This window comes from Novosphingobium resinovorum (assembly GCF_001742225.1).
Taxonomy (GTDB): Bacteria; Pseudomonadota; Alphaproteobacteria; order Sphingomonadales; family Sphingomonadaceae; genus Novosphingobium; species Novosphingobium resinovorum_A.
In genome coordinates, this window is the sequence record NZ_CP017075.1 from 1,113,130 (window position 1) to 1,128,596 (window position 15,467).

Below are 15,467 nucleotides of genomic sequence, written 5' to 3' on the forward strand. Positions count from 1 at the left end.
GGTCCGAAGGACCGTTTTCCGGCTGGCGGCTTTCGTCACAAGGTGACAGGCCCGGCCTGCAAGGTGACACCCCGGGATCGTAAAGTGACACCTAAGGTGACACATCGAAGCCCTAAGGTGACACACAAGGTTACACATCTCGGCGCAAGAATGGCGGATTTGCGTGAAACGGGGCCACACCGGCGGTGGAAGGTGACACCTTTTCTCCCTGGACCGTGTAAACCGTGTAAACCTCGACGCCCGCGACTTTCGCAACTGCCCTTGCGCGCCATGCGCCCGCAAGGCCCGCTGCAGCGCCGATATTGGTGCATTTCCGGATATCCCACCCCTCACCTCACCATAGTCACCTCTTGCCCTACGCGGACGAATCGCTAGAGGGGGACCACAAAGCGGTTCATGCCGCACTGCAAGATCACGGGGATTCTACCATGGCGACCTTCACCCTCCCGGCGAACAGCAAGATCAGCAAGCGCGGCAACGTGCACAAGGCTGAGGGCGCCACCAAGGTCAAGAAGTTCACCGTCTACCGCTACGACCCGGACTCGGGCGAGAACCCGCGCTACGATCAGTTCGAGATCGACCTCGATGCGTGCGGCCCGATGGTCCTCGACGCGATCATCAAGATCAAGAACGAGATCGACCCCTCGCTGACGTTCCGCCGTTCGTGCCGCGAAGGCATCTGCGGTTCGTGCGCGATGAACATGAACGGCAAGAACGGCCTCGCCTGCACCACCGCGATCGAAGACCTGAAGGGTGACATCCGCATCACCCCGCTGCCGCACATGGACGTGATCAAGGACCTGGTTCCCGATTTCACGCACTTCTACGCGCAGTACGCCTCGATCCGTCCCTGGCTGCAGACCGTCTCGACCACCCCGTCGGGCAAGGAGCGCCTGCAGAGCCCCGAACAGCGCGAGAAGCTGGACGGCCTCTACGAGTGCATCCTGTGCGCGTGCTGCTCGACCTCGTGCCCGAGCTACTGGTGGAACTCCGACAAGTTCCTCGGCCCGGCGATCCTGCTGCAGGCCTACCGCTGGCTGGCCGACAGCCGCGACGAGATGACCGGCGAGCGCCTTGACGAGCTGGAAGATCCCTTCCGCCTCTACCGCTGCCACACCATCATGAACTGCGCGAACGTGTGCCCCAAGGGCCTCTCGCCCGCGCGCGCCATCGCCGAAATCAAGAAGATGCAGGCCGAGCGGCAGGTCTGAGCCTTCGGGCTTTAGACCGGTAACTTCCCGTGGCGCAGGACGGTGTATTCATCCATGAGCCCGACCCGGAATTTCCGGGGTGGTCCACGTGGAAGCTGAACGAGGGCTCGCGGTTCAATTCGCAGGGCCTTGGTCGCATGATCGTCCGCCGCGAGGGTGAGCGCGGCGCTCGCCTTCGTCTCGTCGAAGCGGGCCTGCAGCACAGTAACGTCCTCGACGCCGTCCATGGCGGCGTCACCCTCGCCCTGATCGATGTGGGCATGTTCGCGACAATGTTCGTCGTACTCGGCGAGGATGCCGTCGGTGCGGTCACGCTCGAACTCAGCAACCAGTTCATCGGTGCCGGCCGCATCGGCGAGCCGCTCGACATCGTGGCCGAGATCATGAAGGAAACCCGCCGTCTCGTCTTCGTGCGCGGCACGGTCGAGCAGGGCGACCATCTCGTCGCCAGCTTCATGGGCACCCTCCGCAAGCCGAGTGCGTCCAAATGAGCGCGATGCTCGAACGCTACGAGGCGCTTGTCGCGACCGGCGAACTGCGCTCCGATCCGGAACAGGCAGCGGCCGCCGAGCGACTGAACCGCCTCCAGCGCGAATTCTACAAGTCGTCGTCCTCGACCGGCCTGTTCGGCAAACTGCTGGGCAAGAAGGCTGCAGCGCCGCGCGGCGTCTACATGTGGGGCGGTGTCGGGCGCGGCAAGTCGATGCTGATGGACCTGTTCGTCCAGACGCTCGACATTCCCGGCAAGCGCCGCGTGCACTTCCACGCCTTCATGCTGGAAGTCCACGCGCTCCTGCGCGACGAGCGCAAGAAGGAAACCGGCGACCCGATCCCACCGGTCGCCGCAGCTATTGCCCGCAACGTCCGCTGCCTCGCCTTCGACGAGATGGTCGTCAACAACTCGGCCGACGCGATGATCATGAGCCGGTTGTTCACGCACCTGATCACGAACGAGGGGGTCACCATCGTGACCACCTCCAACCGCGCTCCTTCCGAACTCTACAAGGATGGGTTGAACCGCGAGCATTTCCTGCCGTTCATCGGACTGATCGAACAGGAGCTCGACGTGCTCACGCTCAACGGTCCGACCGACTATCGCATGCAGCGCCTCGGCGGCATGGCGACCTGGCACCACCCGCTGGGCGAACCGGCCACCGAAGCCGCGCGCGAAGCGTTCTACCGCCTCACTGATTATCCGCCGGAAGATAGCGAACATGTGCCCTCCACTGACATCGACGTCGGCGGCGGAAGAATGCTTCACGTGCCCAAGAGCCTCAAGGGCGTGGGAGTCTTCAGCTTCAAACGCCTTTGCGGCGAGGCCCGCGGCGCGGCCGACTATCTCGCCATCGCGCGTGCCTATCACACGGTGATCCTCGTCGGCATTCCGAAGATGGGTCCGGACCGTCGCAACGAGGCAGCGCGCTTCGTGACGCTTATCGACGCTCTCTACGAGAACAAGGTGAAGCTGATCGCGGCTGCCGACGCTACTCCAGAAGAGCTGTACGAATCCGGGACCGGTCGCTTCGAATTCGACCGCACGATCAGCCGTCTCAATGAAATGCAGAGTGCCGATTATCTCGCGCTGGGCCACGGCGAAGGCTAACCTCGTTAACGAGTCCCGAATCGGGAAGCGATTTACAGTGCCCCTGCCCGGAGCCGCTATCGTCAATTTAAGACGAGAGCTTTTCAGAACCGATGAATTGCGGCGCTTAAATGGGTTAAAATCACCCATCGCGAGAAATTACAAACAAACACAAACAATAGACAAAGAAAAAGCGCTTTCCAAAAGACAGGAGTTCTTCTGGAAAGCGCTTCGTTTTTTGCAGTGGTTCGGATTAATCAACCCAAACTAGTGCAGCAGAAGCCTCTATTAGAGACCGCCGCCCCACCAACCACCGCCCCAGATGTCCTTGTTCATCGTCATTCCCCATGTGAACGACCGCATCGCTGCGGCCGCCCTCACGGATAGTAGTTAGTTAACGATGCATCAAGGAATTTTTAACCAATCAGTCGTGCCCTCCTGCCGGACACGAAGTCTAGGAAATCCCGGAATGGGACAGGACGGCTTACGTGATACCCCTGAACGAGGTCACAGTGCAGCCCGGTCAGCATCTCCAGAACCTTGGCCGTCTCGACCCCTTCAGCCACGACGACACGGTCGAGCGAATGAGCCATCTCGATGATCGACTGCACCAGAAGCAGATCTTCCTTGTTGCTTTCCATCAAGGATACGAAGGTCTTGTCGATCTTGACCTCGCTGGCGGGCAGATAGCGCAGATAATCGATCGTGGCGTTGCCGGTGCCAAAATCGTCGATCGACAGGCGAAGGCCGGACTGGACTAGACGCTGCAGCATCTGGAACGTCTTGGAACTGCGGTCCAGGCGATCCGTCTCCGTGATCTCAAGGATCAGACGGTTGGGTGACAGACCATGCGCGGCGAGAATCTCCGCAATCATTCCCGGCAGTCCCGGATTGCGAAGAAGCTGAGCAGAGATATTCACCGACATCGTCATCTCGTAGCCGTGACGCTCCAGTTCGACAGCCACTCGCACCGCGTCATTGATGACAAAGCGGGTGATGCGCTCGATCCGATGGAATTCCTCAGCAATCCGGATGAACTTGTCCGGGCTGATCGGTCCTCGTTCGGGGTGCGTCCAGCGAACGAGCGCTTCCGCTCCGCTGATCCGGTTTGATCGCAGATCGAGCTTGGGCTGATAGGCGACCCAGACCTCCCCATTATCGATGGCCCGGTCGAGCGACGTCAGCAGGGAGATTTCCCACTGAGCCTCGTGCTTGCGGGCATCGTGCTGATAAACCAACTCGTCGTTGCGCACCGCCTCTTCCGCGGCCTGCATGGCGCTGGCGACGCGGCCCGAGAGCGGACGATCGAACTCGGAGTCGATGCCGCAGTTGAACGACAAGTCGATGTCGATACCGCCGACCTGGATGCCGTTCTGGACGATCCGGTGCAGGCCTTCGAGATTCTCGAACAAGTCGAACGTGCTGCGGATCGAAGACAGCCAGACGAACATTCCGCCTTCGTGATAGATCAACACGCTTTCGTCACTGATACGAATGCGACGAACGATTTCCTTGGCAAGCTGCGCTTCGACGTGCTCCGCAAAGCTCCCGATAATTCCGCCGTAGTTCCGAATCTTCAGGGCGACGAGAACACGCGTGGACAGATCAGGAGAATTGCGCAGGGCCTGAACGCTGGGCAGGCCGGAACCAGTGTTCGTTTCGCCCGCCTCCTCGACCCTGTCGAGATTGCGCATGCGGATGACGGCGACCAGCGCCACGGAGAAGGCCGGGATGACTTCCACTTGCACGTTAACGTAATCGAGCAGGAACGGAACGGCGCCCACCACCGCGACCAGCCCCGTAAATCGATAGATGTCGAGCACCCGGCCTCGGCCAAGACCCGATGCGATGACGACGAGCACCAGCAGGTAAGCAGGGAACCAGCCATACTCACGGGGAATGCCGAGCTTCAGCGTGTCAGCGCCGATCGCATGGAAATAGCCGCCTGGGGCATTGATATCCTGCCCAGGAATGGAATGGATATCGTTAAAAGTTACTGCAGCTGGGACGACCAGGATATCCTTGCCGCGAACAAGCGAACGGTCAAATCGTCCTCGCATTACATCGATGTAGCTCAGCGTAGGATAGGAACTGACCGCAATCGAGAAGTCTGGGAAAAACAATTCGTCTGTCTTACCATCGATGCCAGCGATCGCCGCCGAGAGGGACGGAATTTTACCAGCGGGGCTTCCGGAAGCATACGGAAGCTGAACGTTCTGATTGAGTGGTCGATGGCGAACGAGAACCGATGCCATACCAGCATGGTCGCGGTAAGCCTGAAGCGGGATTTTCCCCGCGAAGTTGCCCATCTGGCCGTTGCTGTCCACTGCAGCGCCCAACACAACTTTGCCATGATGAGCCTTCAGCGCCGCGACGAACTTGGCATCATCGATGGGATTACCCGGCATCGAAAACGAACGATCAAAGAAGACGCGCTTCGCACCCGCAGCAAACAACTGGTTGATCGTGTCAGCGTCATTGCCATGCGTGATATCGTTGGCGCCGAGTTGGATGAGCGTCTGCGAGTCCTGAAGGACGATGGTGATAGCGCCGCTTGCGGGCTGGGTGCGGGACATCCAGCGCACGTTGCGCAGGTAGTCCTCGAGCGGCAGACCGAGGCCACTGATGCCCATGGCCAGGCCGGTCAGCGCCGCCCAGAACACGATCCGGACGCGAGGTCTTTTCCAGAAACCGCGAAGTTGCCCCCAGATGCCGGTCATGGTCTTCCCCCTGCCCGCATCGTGAGGATGTATCGGGCACAAGCCACCAGCGCGGAAAGCGTCCGCTCTGAATACCGGTGATGGCGACCGATTCTGTTCATTCATGCCCTGCAAAAGAGGCTTTGGTAGGCATGAGCTAACGCAAAGGTACTAAGAAACCGTGTAGTTAATGGTTCGAGCGGGCCGGATCGCTAAATCCGCCCGCAAAGCCCGGTTGATGCCCGGATTAATTGACACCCAGCGAGGTAAACGCCTTGTCAAGCATGAGCATCTGCCAAAGCACTCGGGAATTGTCCGAAGTTCCCGCAACATGCGCATCGACGAGGCCCAGCAGGCGGCGCTGGTCGAACCAGCCGGTTCGCGCCAGGGCTGCCCCGCCTGCGATCTCGCGCGCCGCGCCTGCAAGCGGCCCACGAAACCATTGCGCGATCGGCGTCACGAAGCCCTGCTTGGGACGATAGAGCACGTCATCGGGCAAGTAGCGGCGCATCGCCCGCTTCATCAGCCATTTGCCCTGCCCGCCCTGAACACGCATCCGCTCGGGCAGACTGGCGGCGAATTCGATCAGGCGATGGTCGAGCAGCGGCTCGCGCGCCTCAAGGCTTACCGACATGCTGGTGCGGTCGACCTTGGTGAGGATATCTCCCGGAAGCCAGACCTTGAGGTCGGCATATTGCGCACGGTCGAGGCCCGAACGCGCCGGAGCGTCTCGCATCAGGGCCAGCAACGGATCCTCGGCGCGGTAATCACCGCGCAGGCGGCGGAAATCGTCGGAATAGAGGCGATCGCGCAGCTCCGGCGGCAGGACGGCCATCGAGCGCGCATAGCCTTGCGCGGAATCTCCCGCCAGCGAGAGCAGCGTCGACTTCGCCCGCAGCGGGCGCGGAGCCCAGTCCGCCTTAGGGTAGGCCCTTCCGAGCGCTCCGAAGACCGGACCACGCAGGGATTGCGGCAGCAACGCACGCACTTTGTCTTCCCCGGCCTGGAACACGTGGCGCCGGTAACCGCCAAGCGCTTCATCCGCGCCATCGCCGGAGAGCGCCACCGTGACCGATTCGCGCGCCAATTGGCATACTCGCCAGGTCGGCAGGGCAGAGGCGTCGGCGAAAGGTTCGTCGAACATGCCTGCAAGCTGGTCGATCGCAGCGAAATCGTCAGGCGAGACGATCCGCGAGGCATGGTTCGTGCCGAACTGCCGGGCGATCTTCGTTGCGTACGCACTCTCGTCCAGCCCGGCGACGTCGAAGCCGATCGAGCAGGTCCGTACCGGACTGCCGCTTGCCTCCGCCATGAACGCGACGACGCTGGAACTATCCACACCGCCCGACAGAAACGCGCCAAGAGGCACATCTGCGACCATACGGGACGACACCGCCTGGCGCATGAGGTGCACCAGTTCGGCTTCGAGGTCGGCGGGCTTGCCCTTGCGCCGCTCTGCGAAGGAGACGTCCCACCACTGAACAGGGCGCGGCAACGGAGCGCCATGACGCAGCAGCAACGAATGCCCCGCCGCCAGCTTGCAGACGCCCTTGAGGATGGCCCGATCGTCAGGGACATAGCCCCAGGTCAGATAGTCTTCGACCGCCAGCGGATCGATCTCGCGCCGCAGCAGCGGGTGGGCGGTGAGTGCCTTGAGTTCCGAACCGAAAGCCAGGCTCCCGTCGCTCAACTGCGCGTAATAGAGCGGCTTCACGCCCAGCCTGTCGCGGGCGAGGAACAGAGTGCGCGCGTCGAGGTCGTAGATGGCGAAGGCGAACATGCCCAGCAGCCGCGTAACGCAGCCCGGTCCCCAGCGCCGCCAGGCTGCCAGAATGACCTCGCTGTCGCCATCGGTGCGGAAATGCTCTCCCGCTGCCTTCAACTCATGCCGCAGTTCGCGGTAGTTGTAGATCTCGCCGTTGAAGACGAGCATCGCGCGGCCATCTGGGGATGCCATCGGCTGCGGCGATCCTGCGAGGTCGATGATCGAAAGGCGGCGGTGCCCCAGGGCGACGCCCGGCGCGGTCCATACCCCCTGCCCGTCCGGGCCGCGATGCGCGATGGCGTCGCACATGGCCTCGACCCGGGCGCGATCGACCGGCTTGGGCGTTTCCAGGTGATAGATTCCGGCAATCCCGCACATCGTCCCTGGCCCTACCTGACCTGAGCGATACCGTCCATCCAGCGCGCGAGTGACCCCGTGGATGCGCGGAAGGCGGTGATCGACTGCTCGGCTCGGCCGGGCGGCGTATCTTCGGCGGAGAGGATGAGCATCGTCGTCGGTTCCGCCCGGAACAGGAGATGGTCAACAATCACCGCCAGCTTGAGCCGTGCATTGCTGCCGCTCAATAGTTCGCCCTGACGATACCAGGTCACGGCGATCCTCTCGATCCTGCCGTTGCCGAGGAGGCGCTCGCCCTTGCCAGCTTCGACCGACGGTGCCGGCGACTGCCATGCCCATGCGCTGGCTGGAACAAGCGCGCCCTGACCGAAGCCGCCTGCCTCCCGTCCCTCTCCCTGGCTGGCGTAGAGGGCGACGAAGACATCGACCTGATGCCCCCGACCGTCCCGATAACGGCCGAGCAGGCGGTGATCGGCGCCCTGCGCGCGCGGTTCCCACCAGATCGTTGGGGTATAATCCACCCGCGCCCATCCCTCGACCGCAGGCAAGTCAATGCGCGCCGGGACAGGAGCAGCCAGCGTATCGGCTGCGAGAGCCCAGCACCGCGCCGCGATCAGCACCAGCGCGAAGCCGATCACCGCCACCGTTCCGGAAATGGCGAAACGTTCCAGACCCGCCAGCCACCCGGCGTTTTCAATAGCCGCAAGGTCGATCGCCGGACCATCCAGAGGGCGGTCGAAGAAACGCCAGGCGCAGGCGATCACCAGCGCCAGCACGATCGCGAAGAAGAACCAGCCGTAAACGATATGGTCGAAGCCCGCCGCAGCCTCTATGCCGAAAATCTGCGCGGCATAGATCGTACCCCATGCCCGGATCCCGTTGGCGAGGATCGGCACGGCCACGCAGGCCAGCAGCATCACGGTTCGACGCCGCCAGCTGAGGAAGCAGACATTGGCGGCCAGCACACCGAAAGCGACCATCGCGATGAGGAACTTCACGCCCGAACAGGCTTCGGCTACCTCGAACAATCCTGCGGGCGTATCGATGAAAACGCCGTCGATCCGGGCCGGAATGCCGCTGAGATGGGTGAGCGCGATGGTGATTTCGGCAGTGATCGTCTGCAGGACGTTGACCAGTTCCTCGCCGATCGGGACCAGGAACACCAGATAGCCCAGCGGGAAGATCAGCGCCGCAGTGACCCTGACACCCAGGATCAGGGGAACGCAGGCGCCCAACATGGCGACGACACCTGCCTGCCGGGCAAGGTCCAGTCCCGACATCGCGCCCAGCAGCCACAGGAAGGCTGCCCCCGCCAGCAGGATGAGCCCCGGCCACCACGCGGTAGGCGTCAGGCGTTCCAGCTGCGGCCAGCGCTGCCAGACCAGCCAGCCCAGAATCGCCGGGATCAGCAGGACGTGATTGTACGTGGAGATATCCCACCACTGACGCGCCATCGCGCCCCAGTCGCCGAGGAAGGCGAACAGCAGCACCAGCCACGCCGCGCCAAGGCGGATGATCCCGCCACGCCACTGCGGCGAAAGCGCGCGCCATGCGCGGGCGGGACCGGCAAGGGACGTCGAGGCAACATCAAGCGACATCGGTAAGCGCCTCGCCCATGGTGCCGAGATATTCGGGCAGCCGCGCCAGTGCGGCCTCCCAGCTGGCGTTGGCGACGATCCACGTGCGGGCAGCCGCCCCCATCAGCTTGGCCGCTTCCGGCGCGCGAGCAAGGTCGAGGACCGCCTGCGCCATCGCGGCATCGCCGTCACGTATCGCGAAATCCCGGCCGTCGATCGCATCGATACCCGTCGCGGCGCCAGGAGAGAGCACCACGGGCAGCCCCATCGCCATCGCTTCCAGCACCTTGTTCTGAACCCCCCGCGCAATTTCCAGTGGCACCAGAGCGACGTCGGCGGCGGCGAGCCAGGGGCGAATGTCATCCACCCTGCCCCACACCTCGACGCCATCCTGTCCGGAACGGGCCTGTAAAGCTGCCGGCGGATTGCGGCCGACGATATGGAGCGTGGCATCGGGACACGTCCTGCGCACGAGCGGCAGGACGCGATCGATGGCGCGGGTGGCCGCCTCGATGTTCGGCGCGTAATCCATCTGTCCGGTGAAGACGATACGCGGAGCACCCTTCGCTGCCATGCGCGGCTCCGGAGCGACCGCAAACGGGTCGAAATATGCAGCGTCGAGGCCGTTGCCCATCGCCCGCACGCGGCCCTGCTCACTGGCCAGCCGCGAGCGCAGGAGCCCGACTTCGGCGTCGCTGATCAGCAGGGTGACTGACGCCCCCGCGCAGATCCGCGCTTCCTCGCGCCGCAACAGGCGCCCCTCCCGGCGCTCCATCCATGCGCGAATACCGCGTCCTTTCGCGGCGTAGGCTTCGAACTTGGCAGAATCGACGTCCACAAGATCGGCCACGACACGGCCCCGAAAATCGCCGGGCACATACTGCGCCATCTGTCCGGAAAACACGTAGACGGTGTCGATGTCACGCTCGGCAAGCAGATCGCGCACGTAGGTTTCGAGGTCCTTGTCGTAAAACGCGGTGAGACTGAGCGGGCGGCCGCTCGCCAGAGCCTGTACACCGGCGACGGGCAGCGGCTTGGAGCGCTCGACCAGTCGATAGCTGGTGGCGAGGTCGGCGAGATCGGGCTCGAACGCACGGTCCTGCTCATCGTCACAGAACGTCGCGACATGCACGGGAGCCAGTGCGGCTAGCGCCTTGAGCACGTGGTGGGAACGGATCTTGTCACCGCGATCCGGCGGAAACGGGATGCGGTGCGCCAGGAACAGGATTTCGCCCATCAGCCGATACCGCGTGCAATCAGCGGGCCGAGGCGATTGGCCACTGCCAGAGGCAGGCGCTGCCACAGCTTGATCTGGAGCGAGAGCTTGCCGCTCGTCGGGTCCGCATCGCGCCTGGCGCTGCCCGGGGCGGTCCAGGTCGCATACGTCAGCGGCTCGGGCTCGAAGCCCCAGTTGCGCTTGAAATGATAGGCGCCGCTCTCCGTCTTGGAGCGGCCGAAGTCGAACACCGTGCAGCCGCGCCGCCGGGCGTGGAGCATGAGTTCGAAATACATCCGGTCGTTGGCCCGAAGGCGCCGGGCGTCCCAGGTGCCGCCGCCCCAATACGGCATGACGGCGCCCTGATGATAGACGCTGATGACGCTCGCTACCGGCACGCCCTGATGGCGCACGGTCAGAATGTCCGCATCGTCACCGAAACCGTTGACCACCGCATCCAGCAGCGCGCGGGGAAAGACCGGGGTGCCGAGATTGCGATAGCTCTCACAGAAGACCGTGTAATGCGCGGCGCGATCCGCTTCCGCAGTGCCGACCTCGATCGTCAGGTCCATGCCCAGCGAGCGGCGCACTTCGGCGCGCTGCTTGCGCGGAATGTCCAGCAGTTGCGCTTCGTCGTCGGCCGCGAGCGGGCGGGCGAAGTTGGCGTGTGAACGGGTCTTGAGTGCCCAGCCTTCGCCCGCCGGAGGAAGTACCCCGCCGCGAAGTTCGATCGTCGGGCAGGTGAGGCGCAGTGCCAGTTCCTCAACGGCGGCGAATACGGCGGTGGTATCGGCGCCCCCGGTCGCCAGCAGCCCGCCGCCGACCGCGAACCCGGTCGAGGCCAGCAGTCGGCCGAATACCGGCGAATGAATGGCATCGAGCGGCAGGAAAGCGACGATCTCGCCCCCCTTCTCCTGCACGAGCGCCAGCGCGCGGTTGCCGGTCGCCTTTGCCACCGAGACGAACCATGCGGGGCGATGGAACGGCGTCCCCTGCGGATGGCGCGCCACGAAGCCTTCAAGGCGCGAGACCTCGCCCGGGTCGGTCAGATCGACGAGGCGGACTTGCGCTGTCAGTGGCACGAAGGGCGCGTTCATGCCGCGAAGGCCAGCGGTTCGGCGCGCAAGGCTTCACGCGCGGCGAGTTCGTCCATGCGGCCCCAGCGGAATTCGCCGACCAGTCGCTCCAGCTTGTCGGCCATCACCGACAGGTTCGTGTAGTGCCGGAAACGCGAGCGCAGCGGCGCCCCTTCGACGCGGGGCTGGCCGGGATCGATCTCCCACGGGTGGAAGTAGAACACCGCTGGGCGCCGATCATCGCGGTTCACCTGCCGGATCGCCCAGCGCGAGAACCCGTAAGGAAGCACCCGAAAGAAGCCGCCGCCGCCAGCCGCCAGCCGCCGCCCGGCGAACCGCGCGGTCGTGACCGGGATCTCGATCAGTTCCGCATCGGCGATCGGCCGGAAGGCAAAGCGCGGAGCCTCCCGCCAGCCATAATGGTCATGCGCGATCGGAGCCACGCTGGAGCTATACACATAGCCCTGCTCCGCCAGCACCTCGAAGGCCCAGGGCGTACGGGCATCGATCGAGAAGCTGGGCGCGCGGTAGCCTTTGACCGCCTGGCCCGAGGCGTCCTCGATCACCTTGCGGGCACGGTCGATGTCGGCGGCGAAGGCCTCCCTGCCGAGACGGAACACGCGCTCGTGATCCCAGCCGTGGCTGGCGACCTCGTGGCCTTCTTCGGCGATCCGCCGCATCAAGGCGGGATTCCTTTCCGCCACCCAGCCGAGGGTGAAGAACGTGCCCTTCACCCCTGCATCCGAGAAAAGCCGCAGGATTTCGTCGCAGTTACGCTCGACGCGCGTGGCCAGCGAGTTCCAGTTCTCCCGGTCGATCACCTTCTCGAAGGCGCCGACCTGGAACCAGTCCTCGACATCGACCGAAAGGCCGTTGATCGGCACCGACATGGGGTAGAAACTCCCTCAGGCGACGTTGCGCTGGCCGTCGCCGCTCTCGATCCACTCGATCAGCATGGTCAGCGTGTGACGCAGCGTGCGCTCGGTCTCGCCGAGGCGCGCCTCGAGCTTGTCCGAGCGGGCGATGGCATCCGCCAGTTGCTGCTCAAGCGCCCCGAACTGCTCGCCCTGCGCCTGCCGTGCCGAGGCTTCGCGCTCTTCGGCAGCAGCGGTGAGTTGTGCGATCGCCGAGTGCAACTCACCAATCTGCGTGTCGCGCCCGGCCATGGCAGCCTCGATCAGCGCATTGGCGCCGGCGGTGTCGAGCATGTCGCGATGAGCGAGCGCCGCCTCGATGAGCGCGATCGCGCCTTCCGTATCCAGCGCCTCGCGATCGGCTAGTGCCGACTCGATCAGCGCCATGACAACGGAGGTATCGATCGCCTGCACCGGCGCACTTGCGAAAGCTGCGGCTTCCTCCGGTTGCGCAGCGGCAACCTCGGGCTCCGCGACCTTCGTGACCACTGCCAGCGCGCCGTCGTCGTTCATCTCGTCGAGCACCTGCTCGAGCATCGCGGCGTCGAGGTGCTCTCGGCGGTCCACCGCACCCAGCAGGAGCAAACGGTTGACGATCTGGTTGATGCGGCGCGGAATACCGCCGGTCGCCTCGTGGATCGCCGGGAACAGCGCCGGATCGAAGCTCGGGTTACCCTTCCAGCCGACGCAGCCGAGGCGGTGCTCGACGTAAGGCTGGACCTCGCGCACGTGCATCGGGCCGAGATGGTGCGTCGCGATAACGCGCTGACGCAGCTGTTCGAGCTGGTTGCTCTCGAGCAAGGTCTCGCGGAACTCGGGCTGGCCGAGCAGCAGCGTCTGCAGCAGCGGGTGCGAGCCGAGCTGGAAGTTGGAGAGCATGCGCAGCTCTTCCAGCGCGCTGACCGAAAGGTTCTGCGCCTCGTCGACGATCAGCAGGCAGCGGCGTCCTGCACGCGCCTCGTCGTGGAAGAACGCTTCCAGCGTGCCGAGCGCGGATGCCTTGTCATGCCCCATGACCGGCAGCCCGAACGACTGCGCGACGACGTGGACGATCTCCTCGCCGTCGAGCGCGCTGGTCACCACGTTGGCGGCCGTCATGCGCGCCGGATCGATAGTCGCCATCAGGTAGGCGACGAGTGTGGACTTGCCCGCGCCGACCTCGCCGGTGATGACCACGAAGCCCTCGCCCTGGGCAAGGCCGTAGCCGAGGTAGGACAGCGCCTTCCTGTGCGTGCTGCTCTCGAAATAGAACGCGGGGTCGGGGGTGAGCTGGAAAGGCCTGGCGTCGAGCCCGTAGAAGTCGTCGAACATCGGGTTTCTCTCCTCAGAAGGTATAGCGCAGACCCGCGAGCGCCGAGGCGGTCCACAGGTCGTCGATGGAGGGGGTATCGTACTTCGCCCCGTCGATGCCGACAGCGAGCGTACCACGCAGGCGCGGCGCGAACATCTTGTAGTAGCTGGCCGAAGCACCGTAGCCGGCAACGTCGCCGGTCAGCGGATCGTTGCTGCTGATCCAGTTGGCGTAGACGTTGGCCGACCAGCCCGCGTCACGGCCAAGATCGCCGCCGACATAGGCCGCCAGCCACCAGTTCTCGTCCAGCACGCCGTTTGCGGAGGCGAGGACGGTGTTGCGCGCGGCAATGTACTTGCGGCGGTCGTATCCGGCACCGAGACCTGCACGCATGCGGCCGAACTTCATCGAGTAGCTCGCCGTCACGCCGCGCGCCCGGAAAGTGGACGAACGCAGCGAGCCGAGCACGCCGGACAGGCAGCTGCCGCCTTCCAGCGAGGCGACGCAGCCGCGCAATTCGCCGGTGACGGGATCACGCACGACCTCGAAGTCATCCGGCAACTGGTCGAGCGCGCGGTTGACCTGCCCGCCGAAGCCCGAGACGTTGTCGTAGACCGCGACGTTGAACTGGGCACGGTCGCTCGGCGCATAGGCTAGCGTGCCGCCGAAGCTGGTCGAGCCGTAGCGGCGGCCGATATGGGCCGACAGCGAGGTTCGGCGGCTCGGGCGCCACATGACGGCGGCGTCCCAGATGAGGCCGCTGACGTCGTAGGCCATTACGCGCGGGGAGGACTTGTCGGTCACGTAGCGGCCATCGGAGCCCAGCACCGGCAGGCCGTTTGCATCGCGCACGGCATCGCGGCTGGAAATCTCCACGTCCTCATAGCCGATCGCGCCGACCACCTGCACGGTGCGGCTGACCGGCACGGTGACCATCGCGCGGGCCTGCATGTCGCGGGCACGCTGGTCGAGGTTGGAGATATCCTCCTGATAGAAGCTGCCGCCGACGCCCACGCCCACCGGCAGTACGGTGCCGGGGGCGAAGCCCGCCTGCACGTCGGCCGACTGGACGACGCTCTTGTCGAAGACATCGGCCGCTGCGCCGGTCTGGAGATTGCGCGCGGCGTTGGACTGCTCGACCTTGGTGAAACCGGCCCGGTAATTGGCGCCCACATCGAGATCGCCGATCCGCTTGGTTACCGAAGGGCCTCCGTAGACAGAGTAGACCGTCGACTTGCCGTTGCCCGACAGCGGCCCGGCGGCGAGCGCGGAACCGCCGTTCTCGACGTTGACCTGCGAGGCCAGCGCGCCCGCTTCGACCGTCACGCCCGGAACGATGGTGGTGTAGCCGCGCACGACGCCGCTGATAGCGTCGCCGTCGCCCGCCTTCTTGCCCCAGCCGAACTGGCGCTGATAGCGCACCGAGGCCGAAGCCCCATTGTTGCGGCCCTGGATCGAGGCGTCCACGCCGACCGCGACCTGGGTGTAGGTCAGCACGTCGCTACCGGGCGAAAGCTCGGCAGTGACGATCTGGTCGACTTCGATGTAAGGCGCGATGTCGATGCGTTTACCGCCCTGGCCTTTGGCACCGCGCCGCGAAGCGCGGTCGGACTTGCCGGAAGCTGTGTCGGATGCGCTGTCGCCGCCCATCCCGGCACCGGAACTCCCCATGCCTCCGCTCATGCCGCCGCCATAGCCGGTCGATTGGGCATGGCCGGCTGCCGGTAGCGCAAGAACGATCACCGCCAGCGCCACCATGCCTGATGCCTGCTTCATGCG

Annotated in this window: 11 protein-coding genes; 3 read left to right on the top strand and 8 right to left on the bottom strand. The window is 64.6% G+C overall.

Translation table 11 applies throughout. The annotated features are described in order from the left end of the window. Positions 1-428 precede the first annotated feature (428 nt). The 3 genes from BES08_RS05075 to zapE are packed head-to-tail and all read left to right on the top strand — an operon-like array spanning position 429 to position 2,814. Positions 429-1,211, top strand: coding sequence for a succinate dehydrogenase iron-sulfur subunit (locus BES08_RS05075; protein ID WP_008832647.1), 783 nt, complete (start codon positions 429-431; stop codon positions 1,209-1,211). 29 nt (positions 1,212-1,240) lie between these two features. Beyond that, positions 1,241-1,702, top strand: coding sequence for a PaaI family thioesterase (locus BES08_RS05080; RefSeq protein ID WP_008832646.1), 462 nt, complete (start codon positions 1,241-1,243; stop codon positions 1,700-1,702). Then, positions 1,699-2,814: a cell division protein ZapE gene (gene zapE / locus BES08_RS05085; protein ID WP_008832645.1), complete on the top strand. Its 1,116-nt coding sequence runs from the start codon at positions 1,699-1,701 to the stop codon at positions 2,812-2,814. The genes BES08_RS05080 and zapE overlap by 4 nt, the downstream gene beginning before the upstream one ends. 395 nt (positions 2,815-3,209) lie before the next feature. Here the strand turns inward: zapE and BES08_RS05090 are convergent, their stop codons facing one another. The 8 genes from BES08_RS05090 to BES08_RS05125 all read right to left on the bottom strand — a co-directional run bounded on the left by BES08_RS05090 (position 3,210) and on the right by BES08_RS05125 (position 15,464). Continuing rightward, on the bottom strand, positions 3,210-5,513 hold the full coding sequence (locus tag BES08_RS05090) for an EAL domain-containing protein (protein WP_069707744.1): 2,304 nt from the start codon (positions 5,511-5,513) through the stop codon (positions 3,210-3,212). Positions 5,514-5,739: 226 nt separating this feature from the next. Then, complete coding sequence (locus BES08_RS05095) at positions 5,740-7,635, bottom strand: XrtA/PEP-CTERM system amidotransferase (protein WP_008830862.1); 1,896 nt, start codon at positions 7,633-7,635, stop codon at positions 5,740-5,742. Positions 7,636-7,646: 11 nt separating this feature from the next. Further along, entirely contained in the window at positions 7,647-9,212 is a 1,566-nt protein-coding gene (gene xrtA, locus BES08_RS05100) for an exosortase A (protein WP_069707745.1), read from the bottom strand. After that, on the bottom strand, positions 9,202-10,428 hold the full coding sequence (locus tag BES08_RS05105) for a TIGR03087 family PEP-CTERM/XrtA system glycosyltransferase (RefSeq protein ID WP_069707746.1): 1,227 nt from the start codon (positions 10,426-10,428) through the stop codon (positions 9,202-9,204). The genes xrtA and BES08_RS05105 overlap by 11 nt, the downstream gene beginning before the upstream one ends. After that, positions 10,428-11,504 (bottom strand): FemAB family XrtA/PEP-CTERM system-associated protein, encoded by a 1,077-nt coding sequence (locus BES08_RS05110; RefSeq protein ID WP_008829437.1) that lies wholly within the window; start codon positions 11,502-11,504, stop codon positions 10,428-10,430. The genes BES08_RS05105 and BES08_RS05110 overlap by 1 nt, the downstream gene beginning before the upstream one ends. After that, positions 11,501-12,373 (bottom strand): XrtA system polysaccharide deacetylase, encoded by an 873-nt coding sequence (locus BES08_RS05115; RefSeq protein ID WP_008829436.1) that lies wholly within the window; start codon positions 12,371-12,373, stop codon positions 11,501-11,503. Before BES08_RS05115 ends, BES08_RS05110 begins: the two co-directional genes overlap by 4 nt. Positions 12,374-12,388: 15 nt before the next feature. Then, positions 12,389-13,708, bottom strand: a complete 1,320-nt coding sequence (locus tag BES08_RS05120) for an XrtA/PEP-CTERM system-associated ATPase (RefSeq protein ID WP_008829435.1) — start codon at positions 13,706-13,708, stop codon at positions 12,389-12,391. Positions 13,709-13,721: 13 nt separating this feature from the next. Next, positions 13,722-15,464: a preprotein translocase subunit YajC gene (locus BES08_RS05125; protein ID WP_231958176.1), complete on the bottom strand. Its 1,743-nt coding sequence runs from the start codon at positions 15,462-15,464 to the stop codon at positions 13,722-13,724. Between the last annotated feature and the right edge of the window lie 3 nt (positions 15,465-15,467).

Coding starts and splice junctions, on each gene's coding strand:
- BES08_RS05075 (WP_008832647.1), top strand. CDS start 429: ATGGCGACCTTCACCCTCCCGGCGAACAGCAAGATCAGCAAGCGCGGC.
- zapE (WP_008832645.1), top strand. CDS start 1,699: ATGAGCGCGATGCTCGAACGCTACGAGGCGCTTGTCGCGACCGGCGAA.
- BES08_RS05090 (WP_069707744.1), bottom strand. CDS start 5,513: ATGACCGGCATCTGGGGGCAACTTCGCGGTTTCTGGAAAAGACCTCGC.
- BES08_RS05095 (WP_008830862.1), bottom strand. CDS start 7,635: ATGTGCGGGATTGCCGGAATCTATCACCTGGAAACGCCCAAGCCGGTC.
- xrtA (WP_069707745.1), bottom strand. CDS start 9,212: ATGTCGCTTGATGTTGCCTCGACGTCCCTTGCCGGTCCCGCCCGCGCA.
- BES08_RS05105 (WP_069707746.1), bottom strand. CDS start 10,428: ATGGGCGAAATCCTGTTCCTGGCGCACCGCATCCCGTTTCCGCCGGAT.
- BES08_RS05110 (WP_008829437.1), bottom strand. CDS start 11,504: ATGAACGCGCCCTTCGTGCCACTGACAGCGCAAGTCCGCCTCGTCGAT.
- BES08_RS05115 (WP_008829436.1), bottom strand. CDS start 12,373: ATGTCGGTGCCGATCAACGGCCTTTCGGTCGATGTCGAGGACTGGTTC.
- BES08_RS05120 (WP_008829435.1), bottom strand. CDS start 13,708: ATGTTCGACGACTTCTACGGGCTCGACGCCAGGCCTTTCCAGCTCACC.
- BES08_RS05125 (WP_231958176.1), bottom strand. CDS start 15,464: ATGAAGCAGGCATCAGGCATGGTGGCGCTGGCGGTGATCGTTCTTGCG.